Origin of the sequence: Candidatus Symbiopectobacterium endolongispinus, from assembly GCF_018777385.1 — a bacterium.
In the GTDB taxonomy this organism is placed as follows: domain Bacteria; phylum Pseudomonadota; class Gammaproteobacteria; order Enterobacterales; family Enterobacteriaceae; genus Symbiopectobacterium; species Symbiopectobacterium endolongispinus.
In genome coordinates this window covers 437,106-451,941 of sequence record NZ_JAFJYB010000001.1, presented here as the reverse complement: position 1 = coordinate 451,941, position 14,836 = coordinate 437,106, and the positions used below count along the sequence as shown (strand labels likewise).

The 14,836-nt window shown below is 48.7% G+C and carries 9 protein-coding genes, 1 tRNA gene and 7 pseudogenes; 9 read left to right on the top strand and 8 right to left on the bottom strand.

Features of this window, described 5'->3' with window-relative positions; genetic code table 11:
- Window positions 1–61: 61 nt before the first annotated feature.
- From JZM30_RS02275 to ubiU, 3 pseudogenes are all read right to left on the bottom strand, one after another.
- Window positions 62–1,093: pseudogene (locus JZM30_RS02275) on the bottom strand (luciferase-like monooxygenase).
- 97 nt (window positions 1,094–1,190) lie between these two features.
- Window positions 1,191–2,064 (bottom strand): annotated as a pseudogene (locus JZM30_RS02270) (U32 family peptidase).
- A gap of 25 nt (window positions 2,065–2,089) precedes the next feature.
- A pseudogene (ubiU, locus tag JZM30_RS02265) lies at window positions 2,090–3,085 on the bottom strand (ubiquinone anaerobic biosynthesis protein UbiU).
- 369 nt (window positions 3,086–3,454) lie between these two features.
- Between ubiU and ubiT the strand changes: the two are divergent.
- On the top strand, window positions 3,455–3,979 hold the full coding sequence (gene ubiT, locus JZM30_RS02260) for a ubiquinone anaerobic biosynthesis accessory factor UbiT (RefSeq protein ID WP_252317424.1): 525 nt from the start codon (window positions 3,455–3,457) through the stop codon (window positions 3,977–3,979).
- Window positions 3,973–4,482 (top strand): GNAT family N-acetyltransferase, encoded by a 510-nt coding sequence (locus JZM30_RS02255; protein WP_252317423.1) that lies wholly within the window; start codon window positions 3,973–3,975, stop codon window positions 4,480–4,482. The genes ubiT and JZM30_RS02255 overlap by 7 nt, the downstream gene beginning before the upstream one ends.
- A 5-nt stretch (window positions 4,483–4,487) precedes the next feature.
- Here JZM30_RS02255 and JZM30_RS02250 read toward each other — a convergent pair whose 3' ends face one another.
- Window positions 4,488–4,790, bottom strand: a complete 303-nt coding sequence (locus tag JZM30_RS02250) for a GIY-YIG nuclease family protein (protein WP_252317970.1) — start codon at window positions 4,788–4,790, stop codon at window positions 4,488–4,490.
- A 288-nt stretch (window positions 4,791–5,078) separates the two neighbouring features.
- Here JZM30_RS02250 and JZM30_RS02245 point away from each other — a divergent pair, with 288 nt between their 5' ends.
- Both JZM30_RS02245 and JZM30_RS02240 read left to right on the top strand, forming a co-directional pair.
- Window positions 5,079–5,345 carry an MCP four helix bundle domain-containing protein gene (locus tag JZM30_RS02245; RefSeq protein WP_252317422.1) on the top strand — a complete coding sequence of 89 codons (267 nt, stop codon included), beginning with the start codon at window positions 5,079–5,081 and terminating at the stop codon, window positions 5,343–5,345.
- A gap of 41 nt (window positions 5,346–5,386) precedes the next feature.
- On the top strand, window positions 5,387–6,607 hold the full coding sequence (locus tag JZM30_RS02240) for an ISL3 family transposase (RefSeq protein ID WP_252317421.1): 1,221 nt from the start codon (window positions 5,387–5,389) through the stop codon (window positions 6,605–6,607).
- On the opposite strand, the gene JZM30_RS02235 is transcribed toward JZM30_RS02240, so the two are convergent.
- Complete coding sequence (locus JZM30_RS02235; protein ID WP_252317420.1) at window positions 6,580–7,197, bottom strand: hypothetical protein; 618 nt, start codon at window positions 7,195–7,197, stop codon at window positions 6,580–6,582. The two genes, JZM30_RS02240 and JZM30_RS02235, sit on opposite strands and share 28 nt — an antisense overlap.
- A gap of 609 nt (window positions 7,198–7,806) precedes the next feature.
- Here JZM30_RS02235 and cspE point away from each other — a divergent pair.
- From cspE to JZM30_RS23770, 3 genes and pseudogenes are all read left to right on the top strand, one after another.
- Window positions 7,807–8,019, top strand: a complete 213-nt coding sequence (gene cspE / locus JZM30_RS02230; RefSeq protein WP_252317419.1) for a transcription antiterminator/RNA stability regulator CspE — start codon at window positions 7,807–7,809, stop codon at window positions 8,017–8,019.
- 25 nt (window positions 8,020–8,044) lie between these two features.
- A pseudogene (gene ymcF, locus JZM30_RS02225) lies at window positions 8,045–8,110 on the top strand (cold shock small protein YmcF); the annotation flags it as partial.
- Window positions 8,111–8,987: 877 nt separating this feature from the next.
- The gene (locus tag JZM30_RS23770) at window positions 8,988–9,137 is read left to right on the top strand and encodes an ash family protein (protein ID WP_308167134.1); all 150 of its coding nucleotides are present in this window, start codon (window positions 8,988–8,990) and stop codon (window positions 9,135–9,137) included.
- Between the two features lie 41 nt (window positions 9,138–9,178).
- On the opposite strand, the gene JZM30_RS24550 is transcribed toward JZM30_RS23770, so the two are convergent.
- Entirely contained in the window at window positions 9,179–9,388 is a 210-nt protein-coding gene (locus JZM30_RS24550; protein WP_438801460.1) for an excalibur calcium-binding domain-containing protein, read from the bottom strand.
- Between the two features lie 1,022 nt (window positions 9,389–10,410).
- Window positions 10,411–10,485: transfer RNA gene (locus JZM30_RS02210), tRNA-Arg, on the bottom strand.
- A 358-nt stretch (window positions 10,486–10,843) separates the two neighbouring features.
- Here JZM30_RS02210 and mlaA point away from each other — a divergent pair.
- Together mlaA and JZM30_RS02200 are read left to right on the top strand one after the other, a co-directional pair.
- A pseudogene (mlaA, locus tag JZM30_RS02205) lies at window positions 10,844–11,628 on the top strand (phospholipid-binding lipoprotein MlaA).
- Window positions 11,629–11,755: 127 nt separating this feature from the next.
- Window positions 11,756–12,433 (top strand): annotated as a pseudogene (locus JZM30_RS02200) (LysR substrate-binding domain-containing protein); the annotation flags it as partial.
- A gap of 8 nt (window positions 12,434–12,441) precedes the next feature.
- Here the strand turns inward: JZM30_RS02200 and JZM30_RS02195 are convergent.
- Window positions 12,442–14,802 (bottom strand): annotated as a pseudogene (locus JZM30_RS02195) (Tn3 family transposase); the annotation flags it as partial.
- Window positions 14,803–14,836: the final 34 nt, after the last annotated feature.

The following is a 14,836-nucleotide window of genomic DNA, read 5'->3' as shown; positions in this document are numbered from 1 at the left end:
TGTTAGAGATCCCCGGCCTACGCCGGGGATGACACGCTCGTTGTCGCTTGCTCTTCCGTGACTAGTCAAAAAGTGACTGACGTATCTGCATGATCCGCTCGAAAGAGTCTTTTCGTGCTTGATGATCAAAGATCTGCCCATTGATCATGATTTAGTCTGCTTTCGTCTCTCGCAGCAAGCTACGCAAGCCATGCTGCACTTTACTGTTGTCACCCACGATCGCTAAACGCAGTGCTTGATCCACACCAAACTGTTCGGCTGGAGACCAGAGTGAACCCATATCTTGCACTTGCTCAGGCAGCGGTCCAGGTTGCCCACGACGCAAATTCAGAAACTGCTGTTGTACCGAGGTGAACAAGAAACGCGCATCGCGCTCACTTTCAGCTGCAATCACGTTCACGCACACCATGGCATAGGGCTTGTTCAGCGTGCTGGAGGGTTTGAATTTCTCCCGGTATAGCGCCATTGCCTGAAGCAACATATCCAGAGCGAAATGCGCGGCGAAGGCAAACGGTAATCCCAATGCTGCCGCTAACTGCGCGCTGTAGAGGCTGGAACCCAACAGCCAGAGGGGCACCTGTAAGCCTTGACCCGGTACGGCACGCACCGCTTGATCTGGTTGAGCATCAGCAAAATAGCGTTGTAATTCCTGTACATCGCGGGGGAAATCGTCGATTTCCGCATTCTGGTGGCGACGCAGGGCCATCATGGTACGCTGATCGGTGCCCTGCGCGCGTCACAAGCCTAAATCGATACGCCCGGGATAGAGTGATTCCAGCGTACCGAACTGCTCGGCAATCACCAGCGGGGAGTGGTTTGGCAGCATGACGCCACCGGAGCCTAGCCGGATGCGTTCGGTGCCGGAAGCAATATAGCCGATCAGCACCGAGGTTGCGGCGCTGGCGATACCGGTCATGTTGTGGTGCTCGGCTAACCAATAACGGTGGTAACCCCATTTTTCCGCGTGCTGCGCCAGATCGAGCGAATGATGAAAGGCATCTCTGGGCGTCGCCCCCTGTGGGATCGGCGCTAAATCCAGAAGGGAAAACGGGATATCGTGAGAAAATAGTGTTGTTTGGGTATCGGTTGACATTGCGGCAGGCTCACTGTGTTTTTTTCACAGTATTGCGCACGCCCGCACTTTTTTATATTCAAAACGGGCGATCGGGCGGATCACCGCCCGACGCCAGTCAGGACACCAATTCCAGACCGGCGACACGTCGCCAGTAGCCGTTACAATCGGCATCTTGCGTCAGGGGCAGTGGTGCCTGGCCTTGCTAGTTAGCGCGGAAGCTATCGACCAGGGTCAGCGTATCCAACGACTGTGGCGACAAGCGAACGATATCCACCAGACCTTGCATGGACGCCAGTTCGTTGCCGAGGTTATATCAATAGCCGCTCTGCGTCTGGATACCGTTGAGCACAAACACCTGCTGGTTTTCCTGCGACAGCAGGGCGCGCCCCTGCGGGTACTTGATGCAGCAGGTTTCACACTCATCCTTGGCGCGGTTTTCTGAGCGAGCGGTGAAACAGCGCGCTTAATAAGCCAGCGGCAAGTGCCCGTAACTCAGCACTTCCACCTCGAACTGATGGCGAAAACCGAGCTCATCGCATTGGTCAAGCAGCTCGCTCAGCCAGTCGCGGGAAAGTTCTACCGTCATGCACCAGCGCATCATCCCTTGCTTATGCAATAGACGCAGCGTGTAGGCGTTGTAGCAGTTGAGCGCATGGCCCGCGACAAACGGTAAATGCCGGTCTGCAGCCATGTTCACCGCGCCGAAATCGTTGGCTTCCAGCAGGAATTCCCCGTTCTCCACATAGCGTTTCAATTCGCTGAGTTCTCAGGGCGCTTGAATTAACGCCAACGTAGACAATACAATTTGCTTGCCGCTGGCGGCGAGTTGTTTCGCCAGATCGAGCCAGTCGCCCACTTTGATGGCGCGCCGCTTACTGCACACCGTTTCACCCAAATAGATAATATCGGCGCTGCTCTGGCTGCCTGATAAAAGGCTTCCACATCCGTTTTTTGCCAATAGTAGAGGATGGAACTAACGCATATTTCATACTGTTTTCTTCTCTCACCTGCTGCTTATTGCCATTTTCGATGGTACGCACCCAGCGTGGTTTGCGTGCCTTCCGCCACTGCCCCGAGTGCTTACATCCACTCCGCACTCGGGGTGAAGGTGCCGGGAGACGCGATGCAACGGTCAATGGCTTGTCGCCAGACGCGGGTGATTTGGCTGACATAGGCCGGGCTGCGCTGGCGTCCTTCAATTTTTACTGAGGCAATGTTGGCTGCCATCAGTTCCGGCAGTAACTCCAGCGTGTTCAGGCTGGTTGGTTCTTCCAGTGCGTGGTAACGCTCGCCGCCCACCAGATAGCGACCTTTGCACAGCGTGGGATAACCGGCATTTTCATCGTCCTGATATCTGTCGATCAGAACATTATTCAAGCGCGATTCCATCCCTTTTTCGGTTTGCTGCCAGCGCACAAAACGAGCGGGCGAGCAGGCACCGACGGTATTGGGGGATTCCCACGTCAGGTAGGAGGAGAGGTAACAGCGGCCTTCAGCCATGATGCACAGGCTGCCGAACGCGAACACTTCCAGAGGCACCGGGCTGGTACGCGCCAATTGCTTAACCTGATGGATCGACAATACGCGAGGCAGTAAGATGCGGTGAACTGCAAAATGGCGCTGATAAAAACGAATTGCCTCTTCGTTAGTGGCAGATGCTTGTACAGAGACGTGCCGTTCAATATGCGGATAGCGCTCTGCGGCATACTCAAGCATGGCAAGATCAGCCAGGATCAGCGCATCGGCCCCCATATTGGCCGCCATATAGACAGCGCGCTCCCAGCGTTGATAGCCGTTTGGGTGGGCAAACGTATTGATGGCGATATGCAATTTGCGCTGATGGCGATGCACATAGTCGCTCGCCTACTGCAACTTCTTGTCCGTGAAGTTCAATCCAGCGAAGTGGCGTGCGTTGGTATCGTCTTTTAGCCTGATGTAAACAGCGTCGGCATCGTTATCAATTGCCGCTTTCAGTGTGGGCAGGTTCCCTGCGGGGCACAGTAATTCCATACGGGTTTCCTCATTCATCAGGCAGCCTGATGTCATGTCAGGGCTGATGCAGGGCGGGGACATGCGGAAAATGGGAATATCAACGCACGACCCTTCTTTAACGTTAGGGAATCTTAATTAACCCGCTGGTGCAGGACTTTGATTTAGGCCAGCTTATCGTGTAATGAATAGGGATTGCTTGCATGCATTACCGAGATTTCCGTGCATAATAATGAAATTATTGACTCGGCATCGCGTCTGCTTTACTGGGCTGTGGCAAAATAGTGTGATGAGAAAAGCAGCACATGCGGTGCGCATGGCCTGAGCGGACCCTGCGTTCAGCGGGTGAGTGGATTGGATTGAACGGTTTGCTTTATAAGGGGTACATCAGTGTTGGAAAAACTACGGGCACAGATTGTGCGTCAAGGTCCGGGCTTGTTAGGTAAGCCTCTGAAGTTCACCCCATTTGCCTTACAGCGGCAGGTGTTGGAGCGGGTACTGAGCTGGCAGTTTCAGCAGGCGCTGGATGAAGGCGAGCTGTCATTTCTGACAGAACGCTGGCTGAAAGTGGAAGTCCGTGATGTCGGGCTGACCTGGTTTGTGACATTGCGAGACGATCGCCTGGTGGTGAGCCAGCATGAAGTGGAAGACGTCAGATTCAGTGCTGAAGCCAACGATCTGTTACTGATCGCCGCACGCCGTGAAGATCCCGATACGCTGTTTTTCCAGCGTCGTTTGCGCATTGGAGGCGATACTGAACTGGGGCTGTATGTTAAAAACCTGATGGATTCTATCGATCTGGATTCCATGCCAGCGCCGTTGCGCATTGGCCTGCTGCGTCTGGCCGATTTCGTTGAGGCGGGATTACATGAGGGCGCGATGCACGCTGACGATCGCGCGGCCACCACATGTTAGTACGGGTGGAAATTCCGGTAGATGCAGCGGGTATTGATGCGCTGCTGCGTCGTGCGTTTCCCACCTCGGCAGAGGCTGAACTGGTTCATCAACTGCGGGGAGACGGGCTGTTAACGCTTGGCGTAGTCGCTACGGATGACGAAGGTATGGTGATGGGATACGTCGCTTTTAGCCCGGTGACCATTGCAGAGGAAGATCGTCAGTGGGTCGCTTTGGGGCCGCTAGCGGTAGATGAAACGCTGCGCCGTCAAGGATGGGGTGAAAAGCTGGTTTACGAAGGGCTGGATGCGCTAAACGAGTTTGGTTACACCGCCGTGGTGGTGCTCGGTTCTCCCGCTTATTATGCTCGCTTTGGTTTTGTGCCTGCCCGGGAGCAGCAGTTACGCTGCCGCTGGCCTGATAGTGATGATGCTTTCCAGATGTACCCGCTTTCCGATAACCATTTTGAAGGCGTGAGTGGCATCGTGGATTATGCTGTACCCTTCCAACGTTTTCTCCCCTGAGCGCTTTAGGGAACATCAGCACGTATATAGTCAGAGAGCGTCGTAGGCTGGTCGCGCACCAGCCTCTCTTTTTGCTGCTTGCTCAGTTGCTTCAGGCGGTATTCCAGCCGTAACGCCGTGGTGTGATCCCCTACTTCACAGTGATAGACCAGTGTCAGTTCGCCTTTCCCTCGCAGTGCCTTTGCGCCTTTTCCATCCTGGTGCTGTGCCACTCTGCGCGCCACATCGCGCGTGATGCCAGTATAGAGCGCGCCGTTAGCGGTGCGCAGCATATGGAGTTGCCATTGGGGGCGTGAGGCATCTGTCATGGTTAATGGGGCGTCTTTATCAGTCACGATAATGGCAGTGTAGCTTGAAGCGCTGAATTCAAAAAACCTTATTTTTTATATGGCCTTGATGTAACGATAACTTTACTTGCATTGATAATATAACGCTATGCACTTCCTTTTTAGTATGAATAGCCCCTTTTTAAATGGCATAAGAAGTAAATATATCTCATAGGGTTGTTCATTGTTTTTTAAATTTTTTTGAGACGCTATGAATACTTTAATACTGGGATCGATATGCTGGTGAATCTTCTATCCAGGGATTTTTCTATGAGCATTAAATTAAAATTGATTTCAGTCATGACGTTGATGGCATTACTATTGGGTGTCGTCACGGTAATAGGACTTTCGGGTATTAATAACGTTAATCAGTCGATGAAAACCCTGTATAACGACAGGTTGGTTGCATTGGGGTATCTGGCTAACGTCACTCGCCAGACGGACAGCGTGATGTTTGAAATCGCCAGCGTTGATCTGGCTCAGCCAGATAACGTTACCAATGCACTCAACCGGGTCTTCCCTTGTTGTGGTGGCTGAAGGCATGATAATGGCGTATTAAATCGCCAGAGGTCACCACCATGGACGAAAAGTCTCTCTACGCTCATATCCTCAACCTGTCTATTCCGTGGCAGGTAAAGTCTCTTTCTCTCGATGAAAATGCCGGTTCTGTTACCGTTACAGTTGAGATTGCGAAAAACACTCAGTTAACCTGTCCAACCTGCGGGAAATCTTGTCCTATTCACGATCACCGACATCGTAAATGGCGCCATCTCGATACCTGTCAGTTCGCGACAATAGTCGAAGCTGATGTACCCCGTATTATGTGCCCGGAGCATGGCTACCAGACGCTGTCTGTTCCATGGGCCGGCCCCGGTAGCCGGTATACGCTGTTGTTCGAGTCGTTCGTTATCTCATGGCTGAAAATCAGCACCGTGGATGCCGTCAGGAAACAGCTGAGGCTGAGCTGGAATGCTGTCGATAATATTATGCAACGGGCGGTTAAGCGTGGACTGGCCCGTCGAAAAACACCTCAGGCCGCACGTCATCTCTGTGTTGATGAGGTCGCTTTCAAAAAGGGGCATCAGTACGTCACCGTTATCTCTGATACCCAAGGACAGGCATTGGAACTCAAAGATGATCGCGGAGTTGAAAGTCTTGCTGGCTATCTCCGGAGTCTGGGTGACCGCCAGATTGAATCCATTAAAACCCTGTCGATGGACATGAATCTATCCTATATAAGCGCAGCGCGGCTCCATCTGCCTAACGCGGTGGAGAAGATCGCGTTCGACCACTTCCATGTAGCGAAAATGCTCTGTGCCGTCGTAGATAAAACACGACAGTTGGAGATGAAAACCATCCCGTTACCGGCACGAAAAAGTGCACATCGTTCCCGTTATCTGTGGTTGTACGGTCGCCATAAACGTCATGGTCGAATAGCAGAAAGACTGGAAGCAGCGCAGATGGTTCTGCCTGATACCAGCCGTTGCTGGGCAATGAAGGCGCTGGCCCGGGAACTCTGGAACCGCCGGTATGACGAACACAGCAGGCGTCTGTGGCTGGAATGGATAGGGATGGCAAAAGACGTTGGTGTCCCGCTACTAAGCAGCGCCGCCCGGACGTTACGTAAACGACTGTACGGGATCCTGAATGCCATGAAACACAGGGTATCAAACGGTAATGCAGAGTCACTAAACAGCAAGATAAGGCTGCTGCGGATCAAGTCCAGAGGATACCGGAACAAAGAACGCTTTAAGGTGGCAGTGATGTTCCATTACGGCAGGTTAAACATGGGGTTATGAGTCTCCCACCATGATAGGGGAAGACCCGCTTCACCGTAGGCTGATTTGGCCTCCGGTCGGTTTTCTTCCGGCAATGACTGAAGTAATTTGCCAATAAATTCGATCAACTCGCTGCGTTTTTCGATGTCATAGCTCAGCACCAGATAGTCAAATGCGGAATTATCAATGATGCCTTTTTTGTTGGGCGCTTTATTGACGTCGTAGGCTTCGCGGCTGTTAAGATAGGATCTGGCATGATCGGCACGGTCGTTCCTGGTATCACAGATATCCATCAACCCGGATAACTTCACCACCAGCGCATCGGTATCATCTCTGAGAGGATAGCGAATATTGGCGGCTATCCCGTTAGAAAATTGCGGGATGCCATCCTTAAAGCCATAGTTGGTTACAATATTCAGCAACAGCCTAAGGATCACCCACGCTAATGATGCACCCATTACCCACGGGAAATAGGTATGTATACTGTCCAGACGCGTGCCCAGCATATTTTCAAGGTAGGGGAGAGAATAGTGCACGACCAGGAAAAAGACGGCGATTTTGCTAAGGCCGATAACCAGTTTTTTTATTATAGGTTTGTAAATCTCAAACATAAAATTTCCTTATAAATGTGTATTGCACAACGCCATGGTATTGAACGTGTCAACAGGTCTTTTTCCATCATGACCTGAATGAGTAAAACGGGAGGGTGACGCACAAATATCCGGCGATCGCGTGATGCCAGATGACCTTATTGGTGAAATGTTTGGCGTGAATCTAACAATTCCATAGGGATAATTCAATGCCAACCTAAAAGCTTCTTCTTTTCCAATTTATTGAGTAGCGTAATTATTTTACCTGTTTCTATATTATTGTCTTAATATTCTATTTGTGATAGATATTCATGCTGAGTTGTCTAGGCGTATCTGGTTGAACAAACATTTTCTATGCAACCTTCGCGCTCGCGTTGCATGTGCCATCGCCAGAGCGCAAAACAGGATTTCTTGATACCACTTGCAATGCCAGGCATTTTGTGTGTTAATAAACGCGGCGGTTTGATAAACAGACATGATCAACGCAGTTTACTAAAGCAGTTCTCACATCTAAGTGCTATCTAAGAGTTATCCTCGATATTCCTTCTTTTTGAGTTTCATCTTTACGCTCTGGTTCCATCCTGTTCTCAAGCCCTATTTGCCGAAAGGCTCATTAAGAAGGTAATAGATATGTCTAACAAAATGACTGGCTTAGTAAAATGGTTCAACGCAGAGAAGGGTTTTGGCTTCATTTCCCCGACTGACGGTAGCAAAGATGTTTTTGTTCATTTTTCTGCAATTCAGAGCAACGCATTCCGCACTCTGGATGAAGGTCAGAAAGTTGAATTCTCGATCGAAAATGACCCCAAAGGTCCAGCAGCCGCGAACGTGGTTGCGCTGTAAGTAAGGATAGGTTCGTTATTTCTACATTATTTTAAAATGTCCGTGTTGTCACGGTTCCCAATACAAAACGTCGCATTTTGACGTTTCACCGTAGAACCCACATGGCGCGAAATGCATTTTCAAATCCGTCATGCAAGTGGAAAGCAACAGCGTCATGCACACAGGACAGCTAATAAAAACGCCAACATCATTGGCACATTATTCCTGATAATTTCAGAATAAAAACCTCTGTATAAATGAAACCACACCTAGTGCGTCAATATTAATTGGCTAGGGTGTGATTTTTTGCATCAAGAGGAAATTGTTGTAGTTTTCCTGATACCCTTCAGTATAGAAATCACGGGAAGTGTAAAAATCAAAAACAATATCGCGTTAAGAGAAAAAATAATAGTAGTGGTTTCAATAACGGTAAAATGTTCGATTATCAATCGAGTTTTGTATAGTACTTGAAGGAAAAACACGCCGGTGATGGATGCGAGCCAAAAGTGTGCATAAGACAAAAAGATACAACAGAACAAAAAAGTGTAGTGATAATTTTTTTCCTTTTGTAAGGATTTCAGATCAAAGTTTTTTGTAATACTCATTCAATATCGCAACGATCTCTTTTTGTTTTGTGCCGAATAAAATAAAAATGAAAAAAGGCACATAAGAATAGTAAAAATATTTTGTATTTTATTCAACGTGGGCAGGTCGTTGAAGACAGTATACAAACTGTATAAAAAATTGCATGTTGCCGCAAGAGACAGTAGAAGCAACCATTTCCTTATCATAAGCCCTCAATCCTGAACGTGATTTCACCTTTAAACGATACGACAGTATACATAATCACCCAATGAGCCGCAGAATTTCGGATAAAAAAATTTGCTGGTACAATAGCTAATAGCTCACCTGTATAGTCTGCCGGTTGCCGCAAAATTGGCAACCGGGATTAGCAGCCTGTGTGTACTATCGGCGATACCAGACGCACCATGCGTCTTTATTGTACCGTAGACTTGGCACATCCATACTTTACGAATCTTATTCGTAACACAATGGTGGCTCAGGCGTGGCAGCCTTCGGGCTGGCCTGTTTCCGATAGAGCCGGTACTGCTAGCCCTATCGGACTACCTCCAATTTAGATATTAGCAGCTCTGGTAGTGGCCTTTTTCTGCATAGGTGTTTAATCTCGTCTTACTCCTTCAGGATAGCGGTATTTTTCGCAAGGTTCTCCGTCGTTATCACCGTCCATTTTTGTATTAGGACAGTTTTGAAGAAAAAAGTAAGCCTCTTTTTTGGATCTCATTTGTGAGCAGTGTTGCCGACCATCGCAAGTGAATTCTTCGGTCGTACGTTTACCGTTATTGTTTTTTATTGCTGTTCCAATCTTCAATATTGTTTCTTTGCTTATTGTAACCCGAATATTCGGCCTGAGCTGTCAATGAAAAAGCAGTGAGTAGCAATAAAACTAATGGCCTTCGTAACATTGTTTACCCATTTTATAAAAACATTTTGAATGTTATTTACGCAATAATAACTAGGGAAATGCATTCCTCATAAGAAACATAAAGCGCGAAATTGGCTGAGGATATATTAAAAAACAATCAAATAATAATGAATATCATTACCAAAAACAACAAGGATAAGCTAAAAACTGCACCATCTAGAAAGGAGGGCTAAGTCAAAATCATGCTGTGTGAAGCAGATTTACCCTCGGGATATCAGTAGACTGGCAAAGTACTCTGGTTTCAGAACGGTCAGCGTTTCAGCCACGGTTGGTCGGTATTGGGAAGACAGGGACAAAAAATGAGTACGTGAGGAACAAGTGCAAAGTACAAAAAGGGCTAGACTCATTTATATTAGTTAATGGTGATAATCATGATCAGGATAATTATTGCATTTTGTTTTATTGCTCTCACTACAAGTGCCTTTGCAAAAGGAGGCGGATATCATTCAGCCTATAAGGGAACCTATAAAGCGCCGAAGAGCTATAGCTATAGTACTGGCAGTAGTTCAAGCCATGAAAGAGTCAATGGGTACGTTAAAAACAATGGAAAATATGTCTCTCCGTATAAGAGGACAACAAAAGATTCCACACAATATAATAATTTCAGTACTAAAGGAAATTACAACCCATACACGCATAAATATGGAACTAAAAAAGCAACCCCACTAAAAATGGCTTACTGATAAGATGATATCTAAAGAGTATCTCTTATGTGGTACCAACGAGTATCACATAAGAAAAACAAACGCATACCAAGCCTGCCGGTTTTATCGGTTGTCCTATTGGATACCTTGAAGATCATCCTGTTACATCAGGAGCATCTTGATTATGTAGCACTGTGTCAGGGCAACTGTATCGTCTTGGTTATACCAACAAAGTTGGAGGGCTGGTCTTGCAGAAAATGTGACTGGTGTCCCCAGCAGGAATCGAACCTGCAATTAGCCCTTAGGAGAGGCTCGTTATATCCATTTAACTATGGAGACTTCAGTGAGGACATTATACGCATTTTAGCCGTAAGCATAAGCACATGAATGTGCGATTGATTAATATCCCGTCAATCGGTGGCAAAAAAGTGTGAAGAATGTGCGTGTGCAAGGCATTAGATCTGAGTCTTTGCACCATAAAAACCCGTTTTTTGGCTTGCTAATTCAGTAACACACGCATTAATAGGCACTATTACGTTAGCTTTCCTCGATGAAGCGCAATAAAATGTTACACTACCAACGACCATTTCTTGTCAGAATGCGTTCTTCGCAGTCAATGTGTTGAAACGGGTCGGGGGGGGGGGATGCTATACGGTTGTAACGTGGGCGAAACGCAATTTTATCAGGGAGAATCACTATGAATAACCGTTTGAGTGAGGTGGTGCTGGCCAGTGTCATGCTGGTTGGGTGCGCCAGCTCTTCAGATAAAACAACCCAAGGGCGTTCCGACCCACTTGAGGGATTCAACCGCACCATGTTCAACTTTAACTACAATGTGCTGGACCCGTATGTCGTCCGGCCGGTAGCTGTTGCCTGGCGTGACTATGTGCCGAAACCAGCGCGCAATGGGTTGAGCAATTTCCTCAGTAACCTGGAAGAACACGCCGCGATGGCAAACTATTTTGTGTCGGGCGATCCTTATAAGGCCATGATCCACTTTAACCGCTTCTTCCTGAACACCCTTTGGGGATGGGGGGATTATTCGATCTTGCCTCTGTGGCGAATCCGAAGCTGGCAAAAGAAGAACCGCGCAGATTCGGTACTACCTTGGGAAGCTACGGCGTGGGCTATGGTCCGTATGTGGTATTGCCGGGTTATGGCAGCGCGACGCTGCGTGAAGACGGTGGCGGCATGGTTGATACGCTCTATCCGGTTCTGAGTTACCTGACGTTCTGGGCTTCCGCTGGTAAATGGGTCGTGGAGGGGGTAGAGACGCGAGCACAACTGCTAGATTCAGATGGTCTGCTGAGAAACTCGTCCGATCCATATCTGATGGTGCGCGAGGCCTATTTCCAACGGCATGATTTCCTGGCGCGCGGTGGCCGTCTGGCCCCACAAGAGAATCCGAACGCCGCTGCCATCGAAGATTCTCTTCAGGAGATCGATGCGCCTGATCCGGTTCCCGCTGCACCTGCCAAATAGCCCTTTCTCTGGCATCACACGTAAAAATGCACCCGGTGGTGCCTTTGATGACTTTTCATCATTATACATGCTGAATTCATAACGATAAATCGATACTATTTCATTAATTAATGATATTAAGTCACTGATTGAACGGCTTGAAAGGGACACCCAGTACATCATGGGAATGCCTGAGGGCAGCAAAAGCCTGGATATTGCCGTCTTGCCGACGTTTTCCAGCCGGTGGCTGATTCCCCGCTTGAGCGGCCTTAGCGCAATGTACCCAGACATAACCGTAAATCTTGCGGCCAGAACCGATCCTTTTATTCTCACGGGAAGTGGTTTTGACGCGGTAGTTCATTTTGAACATCCCGCATGGGCCGGTATGCGAGTGCAATTTCTCTTTCAGGAAAAACTGCTGCCTGTGTGCCATCCCGCGCTGTTAACGGATAAGCATGTCAACGATCAGTTAAACGAGCTATCGCGTATTCATCGGCGACAGAATCCTGAAGCATGGCAGAACTATGCCCAGGGAAGCGGGATCGCCCTTGATAATTCAGCGCAGAGTGTCCGCTATGATCTTCATGAAATGGCAATAGCTGCTGCATTGGCGGGACAGGGTGTGGCAATAGTGCCACGCATGTATGTTGAAAAAGAACTGAATAGCGGAGCGCTTGTTGCACCCTGGCCAGCGTCAGGCTCGCTAAGCAAAAATTTCTGTTTATTAAAACCTAGTGAAACTGGAATAAATGAACCTGCACTGCATGATTTTGAACGCTGGCTATTGGCTGAAATCATTGACGGTGGCAAAACAGCGTTGGAATGAGAAAGCGGTCAAGTAGATTTAGGGGTCCGCTTGGAAAACGGAAAATATCCTACGCTAAGCCTATTTTTGTACAGACCACTATCTACTGAGCGTAACGAACGGTATTTACCCTGTCCCAGCTTAAGGTTTGTCCGCCAAACGTAATCCCCACTCAGATTGATGTGCTCCCATCCCAGCGGGGACAAATGAGAAATAAGTTGTTCATTAATAGGGAGCCCTTTTCGTCTCAGGGAATCTATGGCTCTTTCTATATATACCGTATTCCACAGGGAGATCACCGCAGTCAGCAACGTCAAACCACTAGCCCAGTAGTTCTGATTCTCCGGCCCCAGATCTCTGACCTCCCCCAACCGGTGCATAAAGACCGCTCGTGCAAGCGCATTCCGGGCCTCACCTTTATTCAGCCCCGCCTGTACGCGTCGGCGCAGTGATGGATCTCGGAACTAGTCCAGCATAAACAGTGTCCGCTCGATGCGTCCGATTTCCCTCAATGCCTTTACAAGGCCATTCTGTTTAGGATAACTTGCAAGTTTTTTCATCATCAGCGATGCGGTAACTGTCCCCTGTTTTATCGAGCTTGCGAGGCGAAGTACCTCATTCCAGTGCGTCTCAATATCTTTAAGATTCAGTTGGGTTGTGGATATCACAGATTGAAGTCCCGGATATCGCTCAGCCTTTCCATGAATAAAAATCCGCTTGTCATGAAGATCCCGGATCCTTGGCGCAAAAGCGAATCCAAGCAGATGCATCAGCGCGAAAACATGCTCCGTAAAACCAGCGGTATCAGTGTAATGCTCTGTAATTTCCAGATCACTTTCGTGATACAGCAGACCATCAAGTACATGCGTGGGGTCACGCACACGGCTGATCACTTTGGTGTAAAACGGGCTGTATTGATCCGATATATGCGTGTAAATCTGCACGCCTGGCTCCTGCCCGTATTTCAGATTGACCTGACCCGCATAACGCCCGTGACTACCCACCAGAAAGTTCTGTCCGTCAGACGACGACGTTGTACCATCGCCCCAGAATGCCGACAGATGCCGCTTTTTCTGAGCATTAACCAGCTCAGCCAGCGCGGCTGAATAGGTTTCATCCCTGATGTACCAGGCCTGAATGCCCTCCAGTGACAACTTTGTTGTTCCCGGACAGGATTCGGCCATTTTTGTCAGCCCCAGATTGATGCCATCGGCCAGGATGGTGGTCAGTAACAACTTTCTGTCTTTTGGTCTGACGTGATTATTTTTAAGATGCGTGAAATGGCGGGTAAAACCGGTCCAGCCGTCCACTTCATCCAGCATTTCAGTAATTTTAGGGTGAGGCAACATGCCATAAACCAGATCGGCAAAAGGGGATGCTGCTGAAGGGACACTATTATCCAGCGGGGTAATTTTCACGCCTTTATCCGATATATCAACATCAGGCAAATCACCGGCCAGCGCCATCGTATTCACTTCTTCCAGGCGCGATGCCAGAAGCGTCATACGGTTGTACTCATGGCAATCGGTCAGAATGGCAAGGGATAGCTGATTATCCCGGAGTGATTTTTCAAAATCGTCAGACGGGATCAGATAGTCATCGAAATTCCTGTAGCGGCGCGATCCCTTTACCCAGATATCGCCAGAACGTAATGCCCCCTTCAACTCATTAAGTACGCAAAATTCGTAATATTTGCGGTCAATACCGGAGGGAGTGATCACTACCTTTCGCCAGCTTTCTGGGATGAACCCGATTGGCGCGGATGACGGGACTTTTCGGAGTTGTTTCCGATACATCTCTCTGACGGTATCCAGCGCGTCACTAAGCTGTATCGCGGCTGGCGCAGCCCTGAACTGCAACGCGGAAAGCATCCGGGGGGCATACTTACGCAGCGTGCTGTATTTTTCAGTGATCAGATGAAGCGGGTCAAAGTTGTCCTTACGTGACAGAAACCGCGTTTCCTCCACGCTGTTGATGAATTCCTGCCAGGGAATGACGTCTTCTATTGCGGCCCAGGGATCTTCGCCGGATTCTCTGGCGTTAAGTAACGCCTGCCCGACGGTAATGAACTGCTTCAGCTTGCTCTGAATAAGCTTTCCCGTTTGCTGGAGCCGTTCGGCCTGCGTGCGTTTTGCCCTGTTGAACAGGCTACCCAGAATACGCTCGTGCAGATCAATAACTTCGTCAGTCAGGGTGGCCCTGGCCTCTGATATTATACAAACCAGCGAGGCATAACGGCGGATATCCGTGAATTTAGCCAGATCCCGGCTACTCATTTTCCCGCCTTCGCGTGCCAGTTTCAGTAAACGGTTCTGGTGAACGGAAAGCGCAATGCCGTCAGGCAATACCAGCGACTCAATGGCATTTAACCGGTCGGTTTCGTACACTACCTGACAAATATGTACGAAAGTCAGTGAAATTAAT

What these genes read in the sequence shown, in the direction of transcription:
- JZM30_RS02255 (WP_252317423.1), top strand. Translation starts at nt 3,973, where the DNA reads ATGTTAGTACGGGTGGAAATTCCGGTAGATGCAGCGGGTATTGATGCG.
- JZM30_RS02250 (WP_252317970.1), bottom strand. Translation starts at nt 4,790, where the DNA reads ATGACAGATGCCTCACGCCCCCAATGGCAACTCCATATGCTGCGCACC.
- JZM30_RS02245 (WP_252317422.1), top strand. Translation starts at nt 5,079, where the DNA reads ATGAGCATTAAATTAAAATTGATTTCAGTCATGACGTTGATGGCATTA.
- JZM30_RS02240 (WP_252317421.1), top strand. Translation starts at nt 5,387, where the DNA reads ATGGACGAAAAGTCTCTCTACGCTCATATCCTCAACCTGTCTATTCCG.
- JZM30_RS02235 (WP_252317420.1), bottom strand. Translation starts at nt 7,197, where the DNA reads ATGTTTGAGATTTACAAACCTATAATAAAAAAACTGGTTATCGGCCTT.
- cspE (WP_252317419.1), top strand. Translation starts at nt 7,807, where the DNA reads ATGTCTAACAAAATGACTGGCTTAGTAAAATGGTTCAACGCAGAGAAG.
- JZM30_RS23770 (WP_308167134.1), top strand. Translation starts at nt 8,988, where the DNA reads ATGCGTCTTTATTGTACCGTAGACTTGGCACATCCATACTTTACGAAT.